Origin of the sequence: Campylobacter sp. CNRCH_2013_0671h (assembly GCF_025773055.1) — a bacterium.
GTDB lineage: Bacteria > Campylobacterota > Campylobacteria > Campylobacterales > Campylobacteraceae > Campylobacter_D > Campylobacter_D lari_D.
The window spans coordinates 1-17,394 of sequence record NZ_JAKMTG010000010.1 but is presented as its reverse complement, the minus strand read 5'-3'; the positions used below and the strand labels follow the sequence as shown (position 1 = coordinate 17,394).

Annotated in this window: 13 protein-coding genes and 1 tRNA gene; 13 read left to right on the top strand and 1 reads right to left on the bottom strand. The window is 28.6% G+C overall.

The window, feature by feature from the left end; translation table 11 throughout:
- The first annotated feature begins 1 nt into the window (after position 1).
- Together L8X97_RS07005 and L8X97_RS07000 are read left to right on the top strand one after the other, a co-directional pair.
- On the top strand, positions 2–937 hold the full coding sequence (locus tag L8X97_RS07005) for an acetyl-CoA carboxylase carboxyltransferase subunit alpha (RefSeq protein ID WP_173787871.1): 936 nt from the start codon (positions 2–4) through the stop codon (positions 935–937).
- A gap of 68 nt (positions 938–1,005) precedes the next feature.
- A tRNA-Phe gene (locus L8X97_RS07000) sits at positions 1,006–1,081 on the top strand.
- 3 nt (positions 1,082–1,084) lie between these two features.
- Here L8X97_RS07000 and L8X97_RS06995 read toward each other — a convergent pair.
- The gene (locus L8X97_RS06995; protein ID WP_263662941.1) at positions 1,085–1,882 is read right to left on the bottom strand and encodes a ferritin-like domain-containing protein; all 798 of its coding nucleotides are present in this window, start codon (positions 1,880–1,882) and stop codon (positions 1,085–1,087) included.
- Between the two features lie 81 nt (positions 1,883–1,963).
- Here L8X97_RS06995 and L8X97_RS06990 point away from each other — a divergent pair, with 81 nt between their 5' ends.
- The 11 genes from L8X97_RS06990 to L8X97_RS06940 all read left to right on the top strand — a co-directional run.
- On the top strand, positions 1,964–2,740 hold the full coding sequence (locus tag L8X97_RS06990; RefSeq protein WP_263662940.1) for an ABC transporter permease: 777 nt from the start codon (positions 1,964–1,966) through the stop codon (positions 2,738–2,740).
- On the top strand, positions 2,737–3,408 hold the full coding sequence (locus L8X97_RS06985; RefSeq protein WP_039617525.1) for a capsular polysaccharide export system, ATP-binding protein: 672 nt from the start codon (positions 2,737–2,739) through the stop codon (positions 3,406–3,408). Before L8X97_RS06990 ends, L8X97_RS06985 begins: the two co-directional genes overlap by 4 nt.
- Positions 3,398–4,513 (top strand): capsule biosynthesis protein, encoded by a 1,116-nt coding sequence (locus L8X97_RS06980; RefSeq protein ID WP_263662939.1) that lies wholly within the window; start codon positions 3,398–3,400, stop codon positions 4,511–4,513. The genes L8X97_RS06985 and L8X97_RS06980 overlap by 11 nt, the downstream gene beginning before the upstream one ends.
- Entirely contained in the window at positions 4,513–6,171 is a 1,659-nt protein-coding gene (locus tag L8X97_RS06975; RefSeq protein ID WP_263662938.1) for a polysaccharide biosynthesis/export family protein, read from the top strand. The genes L8X97_RS06980 and L8X97_RS06975 overlap by 1 nt, the downstream gene beginning before the upstream one ends.
- 8 nt (positions 6,172–6,179) lie before the next feature.
- A complete protein-coding gene (locus tag L8X97_RS06970; protein ID WP_412175785.1) occupies positions 6,180–7,136 on the top strand; it encodes a KpsF/GutQ family sugar-phosphate isomerase in 957 nt (318 codons plus the stop codon).
- Positions 7,136–7,525, top strand: a complete 390-nt coding sequence (locus tag L8X97_RS06965; protein ID WP_263662937.1) for an adenylyltransferase/cytidyltransferase family protein — start codon at positions 7,136–7,138, stop codon at positions 7,523–7,525. The genes L8X97_RS06970 and L8X97_RS06965 overlap by 1 nt, the downstream gene beginning before the upstream one ends.
- Positions 7,526–7,908: 383 nt before the next feature.
- On the top strand, positions 7,909–8,718 hold the full coding sequence (locus tag L8X97_RS06960; RefSeq protein ID WP_263662936.1) for a hypothetical protein: 810 nt from the start codon (positions 7,909–7,911) through the stop codon (positions 8,716–8,718).
- Positions 8,719–8,732: 14 nt separating this feature from the next.
- A complete protein-coding gene (locus L8X97_RS06955) occupies positions 8,733–13,514 on the top strand; it encodes a CDP-glycerol glycerophosphotransferase family protein (protein ID WP_263662935.1) in 4,782 nt (1,593 codons plus the stop codon).
- Between the two features lie 2 nt (positions 13,515–13,516).
- Positions 13,517–14,821, top strand: a complete 1,305-nt coding sequence (locus L8X97_RS06950; protein WP_263662934.1) for a hypothetical protein — start codon at positions 13,517–13,519, stop codon at positions 14,819–14,821.
- A gap of 1 nt (position 14,822) precedes the next feature.
- A complete protein-coding gene (locus tag L8X97_RS06945) occupies positions 14,823–16,391 on the top strand; it encodes a hypothetical protein (protein ID WP_263662933.1) in 1,569 nt (522 codons plus the stop codon).
- A partial coding sequence (locus L8X97_RS06940; protein ID WP_263662932.1) for a hypothetical protein occupies positions 16,388–17,394 on the top strand: 1,007 nt, incomplete at its 3' end. The genes L8X97_RS06945 and L8X97_RS06940, both read left to right, overlap by 4 nt.

Genomic DNA, 17,394 nt, shown 5'->3' with positions numbered 1-17,394 from the left:
TATGGCTTCTTATTTAGATTTTGAAAAAAATATTCAGCAAATTGATGAGGATTTAGCAAATGCTAAAATCAAAGGCGATGATGAAGCAGTAAAAATTTTAGAAAAAAACCTTGAAAAAGAAACTCAAAAAGTTTATAAAAATTTAAGCGATTACCAACGCTTACAGCTTGCAAGACATCCTGATCGTCCTTATGCGCTTGATTATATTCAAGCTATACTAAGTGACGCTTATGAAATTCATGGCGATCGTGCTTTTAGAGATGATCCTGCTATTGTGTGTTATGCAGGTTATATAGGTGGGAAAAAAATTATTGTTATAGGTGAGCAAAAAGGTAGAGGTACTAAAGATAAGCTTCATAGAAATTTTGGTATGCCTCATCCTGAAGGTTATAGAAAAGCTCTAAGAGTGGCAAAAATGGCTGAAAAATTTGACATACCGGTATTGTTTTTAGTGGATACTCCAGGTGCTTACCCAGGAGTGGGTGCTGAAGAGCGTGGTCAAAGTGAGGCTATAGCTAGAAATTTATATGAGTTAAGCGCCCTTAAAACAATCACTATAGCAGTAGTTATAGGCGAAGGTGGAAGTGGTGGTGCTTTAGCTATAGGAGTAGCTGATAAACTTGCTATGATGAAAAATTCAGTTTTTTCTGTGATTTCACCTGAGGGTTGTGCTGCTATTTTATGGAATGATCCATCAAAAAGTGAAGCTGCTACTAAGGCGATGAAAGTAACTGCTGATGATTTAAAAACCCAAGGTTTAATAGATGATGTCATCGAAGAGCCAATGAGTGGAGCTCATAGAGATAAAGAAAACGCGATAAAAAATTTAAGTGATTATGTCTTAAAGGCTATAGAAGAGTTAGAACAATACGATAAACGCGAATTAGCTGCATTAAGAATGCAAAAAATCTTTAAATTTGGAGCTTTTGCTGAATGATTTGCATTTTTATGCAAATTTCAACTTTTTTTAAAAAAACTATTGTATAATTACAACTTCAATTCAGTGGTTGGATAGCTCAGTCGGTAGAGCAGCAGACTGAAAATCTGCGTGTCGGCAGTTCGATTCTGCCTCTAACCACCATCTTCATTTTCTATTATAAAAATCATCTAATTTTTGAAGTTCATTTTCACTAAATCCTGCTTGTATTCTAGCTGTTTTATTATATACTTTTCCTAAAAGATTAAATTCTTTATATTTGGCGCAAAGATCAAGGTAATCATCATTTTCATTTTTTGCATAATTCCACCAAAAATCTCCTTTATTTACATGTTTAATCTCATCATTTAATATAATGGTAAAAATTTCACCAAATAAACTTTTTATAGGATGATTAGTTGTGTTTAATTTTTCTAAGACAAAAGGATTGGCATCAAGTCCTTTTGCTTCAAGTCCTCTATGCACTATGCCCATTCTATGAGCAAGATTATCTTTGGTTAAAAATAAGGCTTTTTCAAGATTATCATGAGCATGAAAATCTCCATATTTAAAACCAAGTTCATTTAAAGTTTTTTCTAAAAGTAAAAAATGCTTAATTTCCTCATCAGCTACCTCAAGCCAATCTTGATAAAATTTCAATGGCAAATTTTTAAATCTATAACTAGCATCTAAGGCCAAATTTATAGCACTATATTCTATATGTGCAACTGAATGTAATATTTTAGCTAAAGATAAAGTGCTATTTGCTTCTTTTGGACGCTTTATTTTCATAGGATGAAGGATTTTAACTTGTGAGTTTTCATAAATGATCGCTTCATGTGAATGATTAAAATCATATAAATTAGCTTTAAAATTTTCATAAAATTCATTAAATAATTCAATCTTTTTAAAAATATCTTTGTGATATAAAATTTTTTCTAATTCCTCAAAAAAATTTCTTTTCATTTTTAAACCTTGTTAAATATTATATAAGATAAAAAAGTATAATATAAAAATTTTGAAAATTTAAAAAGGTTTGCTAAAAATATGTTTAATGTCATACATGCTCTTTTTTTTAGAGAGTTAAAGACAAGATTTGGTATTAATAAATATTTGGGCTATTTTTGGGTAATCGGAGAGCCTATGATGGTAGTTTTGGTAATCACTTCTATTATAACAGCTATTAGAGAATTTCATCATCAAATCATGCCCGAGGGTGTTTCTATCTTTTTATTTTTAGCAGTAGGGATTATACCTTTTTTTATGTTTAGAAGTATTATTACTCAGCTTTTAAATGGTATAGGATCAAATTTAACTCTTTTTGCTTATAAACCTATTCGTCCCATACATGTTTTTATCGCAAGAGCATTGCTTGAGTTTTGTATTTATTTTACTATTTTTATTTGTGTGATGTTTTTAGCTGGATGGTTTTTGCATATGCAAGTTATACCTAAACACTTTTTAGAAGTGATGTTTTCACTTTTTTTACTTATAGTGTTTGGTTTTGCTATGGGGATGTGTTTTGCTATAGCAGGACATTTTGCAGAACCTTTAAAAATGGCATTGGGTTATTTAAATACTGTTTTATATTGGACTTCTTTGGTGGTATTTCCTGTTTGGATAGTTCCAAAACCTATTTTAGACATTTTGTATTACAATCCACTTTTACATATTATGGAACTTTTAAAATATAATTTTTTTCAAAATTATCCATTGCTTGATGATTATAATTACTATTATCCTATTGCATGTTTAAGTGTGATTTTGTTTTTGGGATTGTTTTTTTATCATTTTACTAGAGAAAAGTTGATAGCGGTGCGATGATAAAATTAGTTAATTTAACAAAATCTTTTCCTTTACGCAATGGTGGAAGGCATTATGTTTTTAAAAACTTAAGTTTTGAGTTCCCTGAAAATTGCAGTATAGGTTTAATGGGACGCAATGGTGCTGGAAAATCAACCTTAATGAAACTTTTAAGCGGCTCCTTGCTTCCTGATAGAGGCAAGATTATCACTAATAAAAAACTATCTTGGCCTCTAGGCTTAGCAGGTGCGTTTCAACACAGACTCTCAGCAAGAGATAATGCACGCTTTGTAGCTAGAGTATATGGTTACAAAGGAAAGGCTTTAGAGGAAAAGATTAAATTTGTGGAAGATTTTGCTGAGCTTGGTAAATTTTTTGATGAGCCTATGAATACTTATTCAGCAGGTATGAGTGCTAGAATATCTTTTGGCTTAAGTATGGCTTTTGATTTTGATTATTATTTAATTGACGAAGCAGGTGCTGTGGGAGATCCTAAATTTAGAGAAAAAAGCTCTAAAATCTATAAAGAAAAGCTAAGCCAGTCAAAAGTTATCATGGTTTCACATAATGTAGCTGAAATTAAACAATGGTGTGATAAAATTATATTCATGCAAGATGGACAAGCTACTATATATGATGATGTAGATGAGGGTATAGCGGTGTATCAAGGAAAAATAAATGCAAAATGAGTTATTAAAAAAACTTAAAAATTTAGAAATATTTAATTCTTTTAAAATAGTATTGATTTTGACAGCATTTGTTGTATTTTATTATATTTTTATAGCAGCAAATCGCTATGTGAGTGAAAGCGTTTTAAGTGTGAAATCAACCACAGGAGATAGCGGGGCTATTACTGGAATTGCCGCATTTTTGACTAATAATTCTTTTTCAAGCGAGGATATTAATTATTTAAAATCTTATATTCACTCTTTAGATATGTTAAATATCTTAGAAGAAAAAGTTCAAATTCGTGAGTTATATCAAAAACAAAAACTTGATTTTTTTTATAGTATTTCCTCATCAGCCAATCAGGAAGAGTTTTTAAAGTATTATCAAAACCGTGTTAAAATTACTCAAGAAAACTCAGCTAATGGGCTTTTGCGTGTAGAAGTTGAAGGCTTTGATCCACAAAGTACACATTTGATAGCTTCAACTATAGTTAAAGAAAGTGAAAAATTTATCAATGAAATTTCACACAAAGCCGCAAGAGATCAAATGCAATTTGCCGAAGAAGAGCTTTTGCAGTTTAAAAAAAGATATCAAAAGGCTAAAGATGAACTTTTAGCTTTTCAAAACAAATATGGAGTATTTGATCCGCTCAAACAAGCAGAAGGCACTCTAAAACTCATAGCTGAACTTGAATCAAAAATAGCAGCCAAAGAAGCTGAGCTTTTAATGATGCAAAGTTATATAAATGATAATGCACCACAAATTGTTACTATAAAAAGTGAAATCACAGCTTTAAAAAAACAACTTCAAAAAGAAAAATCCAAAGTTTCATCCCCAAAATCCTCTCAAAAACTCAACGATCTTGCAGCTAAATTCCAAGATCTAACCATAGAAGTAGGTTTTGCAGAAAGTGCCTATAAAGCCGCATTAAAAGCTTATGAGAGTGCTAGGATAGAAGCTTTAAGAAAGATAAAGCAGGTGGTTATAGTGCAAAGTCCAAGTTTACCTCAAAGTGCTAAATATCCAGAAGCTTTGTATAATGTACTCACAGCTTTTATGATTTTATCTTTGATTTATGGAATTGTTAAATTTATTAAAATGATTATAGAGGAGCATAGATACTAATGAGAAAGATATTTTTATTTTTACTTTTACCTTTGTTTTTATTTTCAGCGGTAGATGTTTCTCAAATCGCAAAAATTCAAAATCAACCGTTAACTCCATCTTTAGAGCCACAAATTATAAATTATGATAACAATCAAAGTGATTTTAACCAAACTCAAACTCCGATAACTAAAGTTTTTGGTGCGCATTTGTTTAATGGAAACTTTACTAAATTTACCCAACATGTTTATAATCCTGATTATAAACTAGCAGTAGGCGATAGGATTAATGTAAAAATTTGGGGTGCAGTAGAGTTTATACAAACTTTAACAGTAGATTCTCAAGGAAATATTTTTATACCAAAAGTAGGAGCTATTAATCTTTTGGGTGTGAAAAATAGTGCTTTAGTGCAAGTCATTACAAAAGCTATTAATAAAATCTATAAAAGCAATGTCTATGTGTATGCGGATATGGATATTTATCAAAATGTATCGGTATTTGTTACAGGAAATGTGAATCAACCTGGTCTTTATCAAGGACTAAGTTCAGATTCTATTATACAGTATTTAGATAAAGCTAGTGGAATTAATTTAGAATATGGTAGTTTTAGAGATATTCAAATTTTAAGAGATAATAAAGTTATTAAAAAGATAGATTTATATGACTTTTTACTTAAAGGCCAGCTTGATCTTTTCCCTTTTAGAATGGGTGATGTGATTTTGGTAGGTAGTGTGCAAAAGTATGTTTTTGTAGAAGGAGATGTGCAAAAGCCTTTTAGATTTGAGTTAAGTAATGATATTTTAAATTTAGAAGATATAGCTAGAGTTGCAGGAGCTAAACCTATAGTAACTAATGCTGTGGTAAAAAGCTATAGAGATGATCATAAATTACATGTAGATGCGTATAGTAAAAAGCAGTTTTTGGGTGTGAAGTTATACAATGGTGATGAGATAGAGTTTAGACCTGATTATACTGCGCAAAATATTAGCATTAGCATAGAAGGTGAGCATAGTGGTTTGCACTCGGTGGTGATAAAAAAAGGCACAACTTTAGCTGAACTTGCTAAAATGATTACAGTTAATGATCAATCAAACATCAATGCCTTACAGGTTTTTAGAAAAAGTGTAGCAGCTACTCAAAAACAACTTATAGAAGCTCAGCTTAAAGAGCTTGAAACACTAGCTCTAACAAGCTCTTCAGTTAATGCTGAGCAAGCTAGCATTAGAGCTACTCAAGCTAAAACGATTTTAGAATTTATTGCGCGTGCAAAACAAGCTCAACCAAAAGGACAAATCGTTATAGACAATATCAAAGCGTATAATTCTATAGTATTAGAAGAAGGTGATGTAGTAAATGTACCTAGTAAAAATAATCTTGTTTTAGTTCAAGGTGAAGTTTCTATACCGGGTGCATTTGTGTATATGGATAAAGAAAAATTAAGATATTATATTAACCTAGCAGGTGGTTTTAGTGATAGAGCAGATATATCAAGAGTTTTAGTAATCAATGCTAATGGTAAAGCAACTAAATACAGTGGTAGAAGCTCAGCAGATATCAAAGCAGGAGATTCTATTTTAGTTTTACCAAAAGTAGATAGTCAAAATTTACAAATCTTTAGCATGTTAACACAAATTTTATACCAAATAGCTATTGCAACTAATGTAGTGTTAAATATATAGGAATTTAGATGAACCAAATAGATGCGATTAAAATAGCCAAAGAAGTTTTCGAGATAGAATCAAAAACGATTTTAGATTTATGTGATAACTTAGATGAAGATTTTAATAAAGCCATCGAGTTGATTTTATCTATCAGAGGTAGATGTGTAGTAAGTGGTATGGGCAAGTCAGGCCATATAGGAGCTAAGATAGCTGCAACCTTAGCTAGCACAGGTACCCCGAGCTTTTTTATGCATCCGGGTGAAGCATTACATGGAGATCTTGGTATGCTTACAAGCGAGGATGTGCTTTTGGCTATTTCAAATTCAGGAGAAACTGAAGAGGTTTTAAAGCTCATACCAGTGATTAAAAAAAGAAAAATTCCTTTGATCGTCATGGCGGGAAATCAAAATTCTACTTTAGCTAAGCAAGCAGATATTTTTATAAACATAGCAGTAAAAAAAGAAGCTTGCCCACTCCAGCTTGCTCCTACTTCTTCTACCACGGCTACTTTAGCGATGGGTGATGCTATAGCAGTAGCTTTGATGAGAGCAAGGAATTTTAGACCTGATGATTTTGCTTTATTTCACCCAGGAGGAAGTTTAGGTAGAAAGCTTTTAACTAGGGTGGGTGATTTGATGGTGTCAAATAATCTACCTATGGTAAACCCTGAGAGTGAATTTAATGAGTTAGTTGATGTGATGACTAGTGGCAAATTAGGACTTTGTATAGTGCTTGAAAATAAAAAGCTAGTCGGGATTATCACAGATGGAGACTTAAGAAGAGCTTTAAGGGCAAACGGTAAGCCAAGATTTGATTTTAAAGCTAAAGAAATCATGAGTGAAAAACCTAAAACTATAGAAGCAAGTGCTATGGCAAGCGAAGCAGAAGAGCTTATGCTAAAACATAAAATCAAAGAAATAGTTGTCACTCAAGATGAAAAAATAGTAGGCATTATACAACTTTATGCGATAGGGAATGTCTAGTGATTACAGTTATTACATTTGGAACTTTTGATTTATTTCATTATGGTCATTTAAGAATTTTAGAAAGAGCTAGCGGTTTAGGTGATAAACTTATAGTGGGTGTTTCTTCAGATATGTTGAATTTTGTAAAAAAAGGAAGAAAACCTATCTGTAATGAACGTGAGAGAATGAAGATTATTTCGGCATTAAAATGTGTTAATGAAGTTTTTTTAGAAGAGTCTTTAGAACTTAAGGAAGAATATATTAAAAAATATCAAGCAGATGTTTTAGTCATGGGCGATGATTGGAAAGGAAAATTTGACTATTTTAATAAAATTTGTGATGTTGTGTATTTAGAAAGAACACCTAGTATCTCTACTACTGAAATTATAGAAATGATTAAGACATGACTTTTAAGGCGGGTTTACAAAAAGTCTTAAGAGACTCTAAAGGACTCTTTTTTATACAAAAAATTTTAGCATTTTATATAGTTTTATTAATACAAAAAAAAACAAATCACATAAGATTGCTGACTTTTTTTAAAATTTGTGTTTTTATGCGACAAAAAATAGTATTTTATTATCAAGCTGAGTTTGATTTTTACCACCATGAATATTCTAAAGCACTTAAACATATTGATTATTTTTTGAAATTTTATCCTAAGCATATAGAGGCTAAATACCTTAAGGCTCAAATATTATTTTTATGTGATAAAAAGCAAGAAGCATGGGAAATTTTAATTGACTGTTTAAACCAAACAAAGAGATTAAAAACTTGGTTATTTTTAAGTAAGATGATTGAAAATCAAAATGATGTTGATAAATTGGAGAAATTATATCTAAAATATAAGCAAGGTTATTCTCAAAAAGAGCAAGTGGTGATAAATAAATATCTAATAACTGTTTTTAAAAAAAACCACAACTATATTCGAGCTAAAGAATATATAAAAAAAATTATAATGCAACATCCGTTAGAAGTTGTGAGTAAAAAAAGTAAAATGATAAAACAGGATGCAATAAATGCTTTAAGAGATATAAAAATAGTTTTTGATAATATCGGTATTGATTTCTTTCTAGTTAGTGGTACGTTTTTAGGATGTATTAGAGAAGGTGATTTTTTAGGTCATGATTATGATATTGACATTGGAATTTGGAGTGAGGATTATAATGATGAAATAAAAAATAAAATTTTAGAATATGGAGTTTTTATACAGTATGATTTAAATTGGATTGGAGGTTTAAAATTAAAACATATTAATGGTGTAAAAATAGATGTTTTTTTGCATTTTAAAGAGTATGATAAAATATATCACCAAGGAGAAGTGACCAAGTGGTACAATACTACATTTCAGTTGCAAAAGTATAATTTTATGGGTGATGAATATTATGGATTTGAAGATTTTGATAAATATTTAAGTGAAAATTATGGAAATTGGAAAATAAAAAAAATAGATTTTGATAATATTTTAGATACTCCAAATGCTGTTATTATGAACAACAATGCATTTGTTATTCATTTATATCAACTATTGATGAGTCAATATGCAAAAAACAATAAAAATAAAATTTTATCTTATTTAGAACAATTTAAAGAAAAAATATAGAGAGGAAATATTTGATGTATTGGATTTATTATTTTTTAGGTATGTGGTACTATCAAAAAAATAAAGATTATAAAAAAGCTCAAAGTTATTTTTTAAGGGCGCTAAAAAGAAGAGAAAAACAAGCAAAGTGTAACTTTAAACTTGGTATGAGTTATTTTAAGCTAAAGCAGTGGAAAGAAGCAAATGAATTTATTTCTAAAGCTTTGACTATAGATCCATCAAAAAAATCTTGGGAGATTCAATTAAAACAAACAGAAAATCATCTAAACAATATGTTTTTTAGACCACAAAAATTGTGGTGGAAGGAAGTTGAGGATTTAAAAAGGCAAATCCAAGATAAAGGAAAAAATTTTTTTATATGTAAAGATCTTGCAATAGCTCTTGAAAATATGAAAAGATATTATGAGGCTGCAAGTTATTATGAGCAAGCTATTGAGCTTAGTGACAGACATGATCCTATGTTGTATTATAAATTAGGTTATTGTTGTGAAAACAAAGGACATGATAGTGAGCCACGTGTTGAGTTAGCACAAAAATATTACAATAAAGCCATCAAGTATGATGATAAGCTTGATGCAAAAAAATTTGGTATCGGTGTTTTTCATGAGAATCAAGGGCTTTGGAAAGAAGCAAATGAAGCATATTTAGAGTATTATAAGCAAATACAATCGCTAGAAAATGAGGATTTATTATATAAAATAGCATTTAGTTTTGAAAAGTTGTATGATTGGAATAACGCTGAAATTTATTATAAAGAAATCTTAAAATATAACTATCAAAATTCACATGTGCATTATAGATTAGCTTATGTATTAGAAAGACAAAATAAACTAGAAGAGTGTCTTATTTACTATAAAGAGTGCTCTAAAAGAGCAAGTGAATTTCCTCGAAAAGTTTTTTTCAAAATAGGAGAAATTTCAACTAAATTAGATCGATCAAAAGAAGCTGCAAAATTTTTTTCATACACACGAGATTATAAAGATATGAGTGACTATAAAGATGTTAGTTTTCAAAAGAATACTTATTTTTATCAAAAATGCATTTATGCAGAATTTTATGAAAGTGAAGAAATTGTAGATACCTTTATTTTATATCAATCTCATACAGCAAAAAACATGTCGTGCAATTCATATGCTATTTTTAAATATTTATTGCAACTTGATGATTTTAGAAATTATATTCATATATGGGCTGTTGATGATACTGAAAGTATTCCTAAAAAATATAAAAGGTTAAAGAATGTTATTTTGGTAAAACCTGGTAGTGTATTGTATTTGAAATATTTAGCATGCGCAAAATACTTAATTAATTCTGGTTCTTTTTTTAGATTTTTTATTAGAAAGAAAGGGCAAAAATATTTAGCTACTTGGCATGGAACACCTTTAAAATTTTTAGGTAAAGATATGAAAAGAGGATTTTTAGATTATGAGGTTACTCAAAAAGATTTTTTACAATCTACTCATATTATCGTACCTAATAAACACACAGCAAAAGTACTGATTGATAGACATGATATAAGTGAGATTTATTCAGGAATGGTATATGAGAGTGGTTATCCAAGAATAGATACTATTATAAATATTACAGATATGGAGAAAAAATCGATAAAAAAACAATTAGGGGTTGAAGAAGATAAAAAAATTATTCTCTATGCACCGACATATAGAAATTCTTTTGAAAAAGCTGAAGTGAATTTTAAACAAGTGTGTAAGGATATTGAAGTATTACAGAAAAATACGAATTATATAGTTTTATATCGAGGTCACTATGCAACAGAAAAAAATACTAATATTTTACATGTTCCAAGGGATATAGATACTAATGAGCTTTTAGCTATTGTAGATGTTTTAATTACTGATTATTCATCAATATTCTTTGATTTTATGGTATTAGAGCGACCTATTATATTCTATGGGTATGATTATGAACGGTATAAGAATGAACATGGATTATATTTTGACTATGCAAAATTGGAATGTCAAAACTGTTTAAATATATTTGAAGTCATAAGAAAGCTGAATGATCCAGTTGAGTTGAAAAAATGTATTATTAAGTCAGATATTGCTCAAAATTTTATTGGTTATGAAGATGGAAGTGCCACAAAAAGAGTAGTTGATATGTTCTTTTTTGATGCATATGATAGTGATAGAATTTACAAAAAAAATATTACTGAAAAAAAACAGATTCTTATTTCTTCTGGATTGTTTGCAAAAAATGGTATCACAAGTTCTTTTTTAAATTTTATTAATGCTATTGATTTAAATTCTTACTCTATTTATTTGGCCGTTGATACTGGGCAATTGAGAGAGAAAAAAGAAGTTGTTGAAAAATTAAGAAAGTTAAATGAAAAAATTTATATCTTAGGTAATCCGAATATTATTAGCCAAACAATAGAAGAAAGCTATTTGCTAAATCATCCAGTTTGTAAAATTTCAAGAGCTAATGAAGTTCAAGAAAAAATTTTTTCTAATATTTTTTCACGGGATTTTAAATGTTTATATGGAGAATCTAAGTTTGATGCAGTGATTAGTTTTGATGGATATAGTGAGCTTTGGGCCTATAGGTTTGCTTATGCTGAGACTAATGCAAAAAAAATCATTTACTTGCATAATGATATGCTGGGCGAGTATAATTTAAGATTTCCTTATCTTGAAAAAATTTTTAATGTGTATAAATATTTTGATCATATTTTTTCAGTATCACAAGAATTAAGCGATTTAAATAGAGACAATTTATCATCATTATATAATATTTCAAGGCATAAATTTGATTATATGAATAATATAATTAATGATTATGATATTTTATTTAAAAGTAATTTTAGATTAGAGTGTCAAGAAGACGAAAGACTATATGAAAAAGGTTATAAAGTATTTATCACAATTGGTAGGCTTTCTCCTGAAAAAAATCATATTAATCTAATTCAAGCATTTAGCAAATTTCATCAAAATTATTCCAAAACTAGACTTATTATATTGGGAGATGGGCCATTAAAAGAAGAATTGCAAGAATATATCCGTAAAAACAATCTAAGTGATTGTGTTTTTATGTTGGGAATTAAAAGCAATCCATGCGCATACTTAAAAAAAGCAGACTGTTTTGTATTGAGCTCATTACATGAAGGACAACCTATGGTTTTGTTGGAGTCATTGGTATTGTCAAAGCCAATTGTTGCAACTAATATATTGGGAAATAAATCTGTCTTAAAAAATTTTGGAGGAATTTTAGTAGAAAAAGATGTAGAAGGTATAATATCGGGGTTAAATAGCTTTATGAAAGGACATGTAGATGTAATAAAATTTGACCCTAAAAAATATAATCAAGAAATATTGAATAAATTTAATAGACTTTTTAAAGTTAAAGCTGTAGTAGCTTTAAAAGAGAAAAATAAAATTAATACACCATGCATCATCATGGCAAAACCTGATGGTTTTGGAATGAGATTGTTTTCTTTAATGGCTGGAATGATTATAGCGGATAAAATTGGCTTCTCATTTTATTTTAAATGGGGGAATATTGAAGATGTCATCGGGAATATTGGTGAAATGTTTAGTTCAAAAAATCATATACCATTTGCATTGGGTAAAGTAGAGGAAATTTTTGGTGAAAAATTTATACATCAATATTATATTGAAAATCAAGAGGTAAAATCAAATCATGGTTTCGGAATACATCGAAAATGTAAAAATTTTGACGATATTCAAAATAGTTATTACGAACAGCCTTGGGGTTGGTATTCTCCAGGAATTGAAGGTGGGGCACTGAGTCAATGGATTGATGGTTATGAAGAGAGGCAATGTTATAAGGATTTTGGACGAATTTATAAGAAAATTCAATTCTCTGAAAAATTTTCTAATATTATCAACGATGCGCAAAATGTAGCTGACAATATAGGAGAATTTATTTCAATACATATTAGAGGAGGAGATATAGTTTTTTCTTCTAATTATAAACAAACTTCATTGTATGGTTTTGTCGGAGATAAATATTTTCCATATGAAATCGCAATTGATATTATTGAAAATGAGCTTCAAAATAATCACAGAATTATTATATTTAGTCAAGATATAAATTCTAGCAAAAGTTTAATAGAGTATTTTAAAGATTCTAGAGTGTTATTGGCAGATACTTTTGCTAGTAAATATAATAATGTAACCCAAAGAGCATTTTTTGAAATAAATTTAATGTCACATTCTATGTTAATATATACACCTGGAATCTCATTGCAAAAATCCGCTTTTTCTCAATGTGCCTCTTTTATTTCTGGAGTAAAAAAGGATATATCTTATCATGAGTTATTTACTAAGCAGCAGCAGTTTGATATTTTAAATAAAAATATTCAAAAAATTAAGCTCGATGTTTTATATAAGTCAATGTCTTATTTTAGGTTGTTTCAGCTCTCGGTAGAATTAGATTGTGATACAAATGTTTCTTTGGGATATCTTGATCAAGCAATAGAATGTGATAAAACAAACATTGGCTGGATTATACAAAAAATACATTTAATGCTTATTAAGCAGGATTATAATAAAATGGAAGAATATATATATAGAGAAATAGAAAATAGAGAAGAGCAATTTTTTAATATATTGTTTATGTTTAATGGTAGAGTTTATCAGTATATATGTGATAATTTATTAGAAATTAAGAAATACGAGAATTATCCTTATATTTGTTATTTAATTGTTAAAATTTATCTCTTTAGAAAAGACAAGCAACATGCACTAGATATATTGGAAAAATATTGGAAAAAACACAAGATTTTAAAAGATGAGCTTGAGAGATATAGAGGATAGTTGTGGATAAAAAAATTGCAGTACATTTATTTGGACATTTGAGAACTTATAAACAAACATACAAAAGTTTTTTTGAACATGTTATAAAACCTAACCAACAAGATGGATGGGATATGGATGTTTTTTTACATACTTGGGATGAATTTGATAGTGGAAAATCTTGGTCAAAACATTGGTATATGGATTTATCTGGTGTAAAGTTGAGTAAATTTGATATTGAGGAAATGGTGGGTATATATCATCCTAAAAAGTATTGCGTAGAAAGATATCCAGAGGATTCTAATGTTTATGGTATGTATATAACCTTAGAGAAGGTTAATAATCTTAAGTTAGATTACGAAAAAGAAGCTAAAATTAAATATAATTATCATCTATATACTAGACCGGATATTATGTTTTTTAAACCTTTTAGAATTAATACTTTTTTGAAGGTTTATGGTGCTAGTAGAAATTGTCATAATGGTTGGGAGGGTGTATTTCGTAACTTTCCATTGCCAAAAAAAACTAATTTTTGTTCCTCTAATGCTTTTAGATTTGAATTATTGGATTCGAGAATGCCAAATGAAGGCGATTTAATTTGGTTTAATAATTTTGGCACAGAGCCTCTTCATCCACATGAAGCATTTTTACACGATCCAAGTGTTTTTAATATATTTGTAAAATACAGGTGGGAATTTGAATTTAGACCTTGGCGTAGCAATATGAAGAAAATAGACCCATTTGTTGAAGTTAGGCAATCCCAGCTTGATGATTTGATGAATCAGATAAACGCTTTTAAAAATAAAAAATATTTTGATGAACTTATATTACACGATGTAAATTTAAAAAAAAAGCAACTTAAAATTGCTAATTTAGAACAAGACCTAGTTAATAAAAAGTTAAAAACAAGAATAATAGAGAAGCGCTTGAAGAATAAAGAAATTACAGTTAAAATTTTTGATGGAAGTGATGTATTAAAAGCTTCAGCCAAAGCAAGAATTCAAAACCAACTTTCTTATAAACTAGGTCAAGCTATGATAGTTAATTCTAAATCTATACTAGGTTATATAAGAATGCCTTTTGTATTATCTTACATCAAAGATAAACACAAACAAGAACAAAAAATCTATCAAGAAAAAATAAAAAAAGATCCCTCATTAGCGTTACCTCCATTAGAATCTTACCCTGATTATCAAGAAGCTTTAAGGTTTAAAAATCATCTCTCTTACAAATTAGGACAAGCTCTTATACAAGCTAATAAAACTTGGTATGGGGGGGGGTATATCAAGTTGCTATTTGAAATTAGGAAATTAATAAAAAAGAGTTAAAATGACGATAAAAAAAAATATTGAGGCTTGGAATTTCGTTTTGGCGTTTAAAATGATACGCGAGAAAAAAGATTTTACAGCGGAAAATTTAGAATATTTATATCAATGTGGAAGGTTTGAACAAATTTATGAAAAAATCAAGCATTGTGATAATATACCTGAATTTTGGAATCCTACTTTTTTTAATTTTGACATATTTAAAGAAGAACTCCAAAGAATTATTTATAGAAGTAATTGTGAGGATAAACATGAGAGTGTATTGGATAAAATAAGTATTGTTAATTATGTTGTTCGAAGAAAAATTGATAATTTAGAATTGACTTTAGATGAAGGTGTAAATTATTTTAAGGATATTATATCGCTGGATAATGGAATTGGTAAAATTTATTGTATTTTAAATTTGATATCTTATTTTTATAAGATTGATTGTAAATTTTTTAACAATGAAACACGTAATATACTTGCGATATTGCAAAGCAATATTAATACTTTCAATTGTCGAGTTGCCAATGATTATTATGATATGTATATGAGTGGTTTTAAAAATAACAATTACCAAGATGTTGCTATAAAATCAAATAAAAAAGTTGCTATTTTGGTTTCTGGAGCATTGAGGGGTGTTAATTGGGAAGAACACTTAAAAAAAATATCAGAATATTTTGATTTTGATTTTGATTTGTTTTTGTTTACATGGAATCAATGGTTTTATTGGCCCGGATTGAAGGGTGATGGAGAATTTTGGGCAAACAGATATTTATCTCAAGAGTTAATTGGTAGTATTCCGGAAAAAATCAAAACTAAGACAAATTTTAAGTTATATTTTCCACATACGTATTCAATATTAGATAAGGAATGCGGTTGTAAACTTAAAACGAGTAAGATTAAAAAAAATCATATAATTAAGCATTATATTATAGAAGATCAAGAGGACTTTTTTCGAACAAACAATATTAACCCTAATGGTCGTGCTAATACATCGAAATTATGGTATTCTAATTATCAACTTTTAAAGTTGGTAGAGTTATATGAGAAAAGAAACAATATAAAATATGATTTTATGATAAAGATAAGACCGGATTGTGCTTATAAGATAAATTTTAATATCCAGCAAATGGAAAGATTAGAATTTAACCAACTAATGATCCGTCATCATTTTAATCTAAATAGTGGTTTAAATGACAGCTTTGCGGCTGGTAGAAGATCCGCTATGGAGATATATTTATCATTATGGAATAATGCAGCTTTGAATACTCAATTTTCATTTTTTAACACATTTCCTAATTTTCAATCTGAACATGATATGTTGCTGAAATATTGTTGCAATTGGAATTTAAATTGTTGTTTAGATTATGATTTTGAAACTATCGGTTTTTTGACTTCAAATGATTACATTATGCCTGATTTCGAAGAATATTTCGCAAAAGATAGGCAAATATTAATTGAAAAAAATATTTTACCAATCCATGAAATTCAAAATATTGAGAAATTTTTAAATTCTTGCAAAGCGTATTTTCATAGTAAAGATAAGACTGGTTTGTTTGATTTTTTTAAGAAAAGGTTAAAAAGATGAAAAAAATTGTTTTGCTAGGAGCTAGTAATTCTTTAATTTTAAATGGATTACAATCGGGATTGAGAGATGGAAACGTTTTATTACATAATTTGTCTATAGGAGGAAGTTCTGCAATATCTAAAATATATATACTACACAAAAAGAATAATATTGAAATTATTAAAAATGCAGATTTGGTTATATTGGAAACTAGTATAGTGGATTTATATGATGTGATATGTGAAGGTATAAGTATTGAGCAATCATGTAGGAATATAAAATGGCTATTTCAAGAATTGTATTTTTTAAATTCTAAAATACTAAATTTGCTTTTATTTGAAAAAAATTTTTTTAATCAGCATAAAGAATATGCAGCTATTATACACAATGTCCATAAGCAGTGCTGTCGCTTATATGGAATTAATTGTATTGACATGCATAGTTATTATATTAATAGCAGAGTTTATGAATTTTATCTTTCACATCCAGATCCAGTTCATCAAATTTCTACAATTATGTATAATCTTGGAAAAAATATTACGCAAAACATAGATAATTTTAAATTCATTAAAAAAGATGGTATAATTAAAACTAATCCAAAATTTTTAGTTTATACTTCTGAGCAATTTATCTCAAGAGGTGATTTATTGTTGGTTGAAAAGAAAGATTTACAGCATAGAGAAAAAGTGTGCAATATTACAGGAAAAACTAAGCTGAAATTTTCAAACGATGTTATTGGTTATTATATTTGCGCAATACATGTTTGGAATAAAAGTAAATATGCAAAAACTAATCGTCAGATTCAAGAAACATACTCAAGCATAGTTATTGAAAATAGTAACAAAACTATTGTGAAAAATGCAGCTGCATATAATTTTTGCTTTGGTTTTTATGAAACAGATTTTGTAGTAGATGAGCACACATATGTATATTTTAATAGTGAAAATTTAAAACATACAGAAAAAACAGTGGCTACTATTTTAATTGAAGGAAAGAATAATATATTAGATTCTTTTGGTGTTGT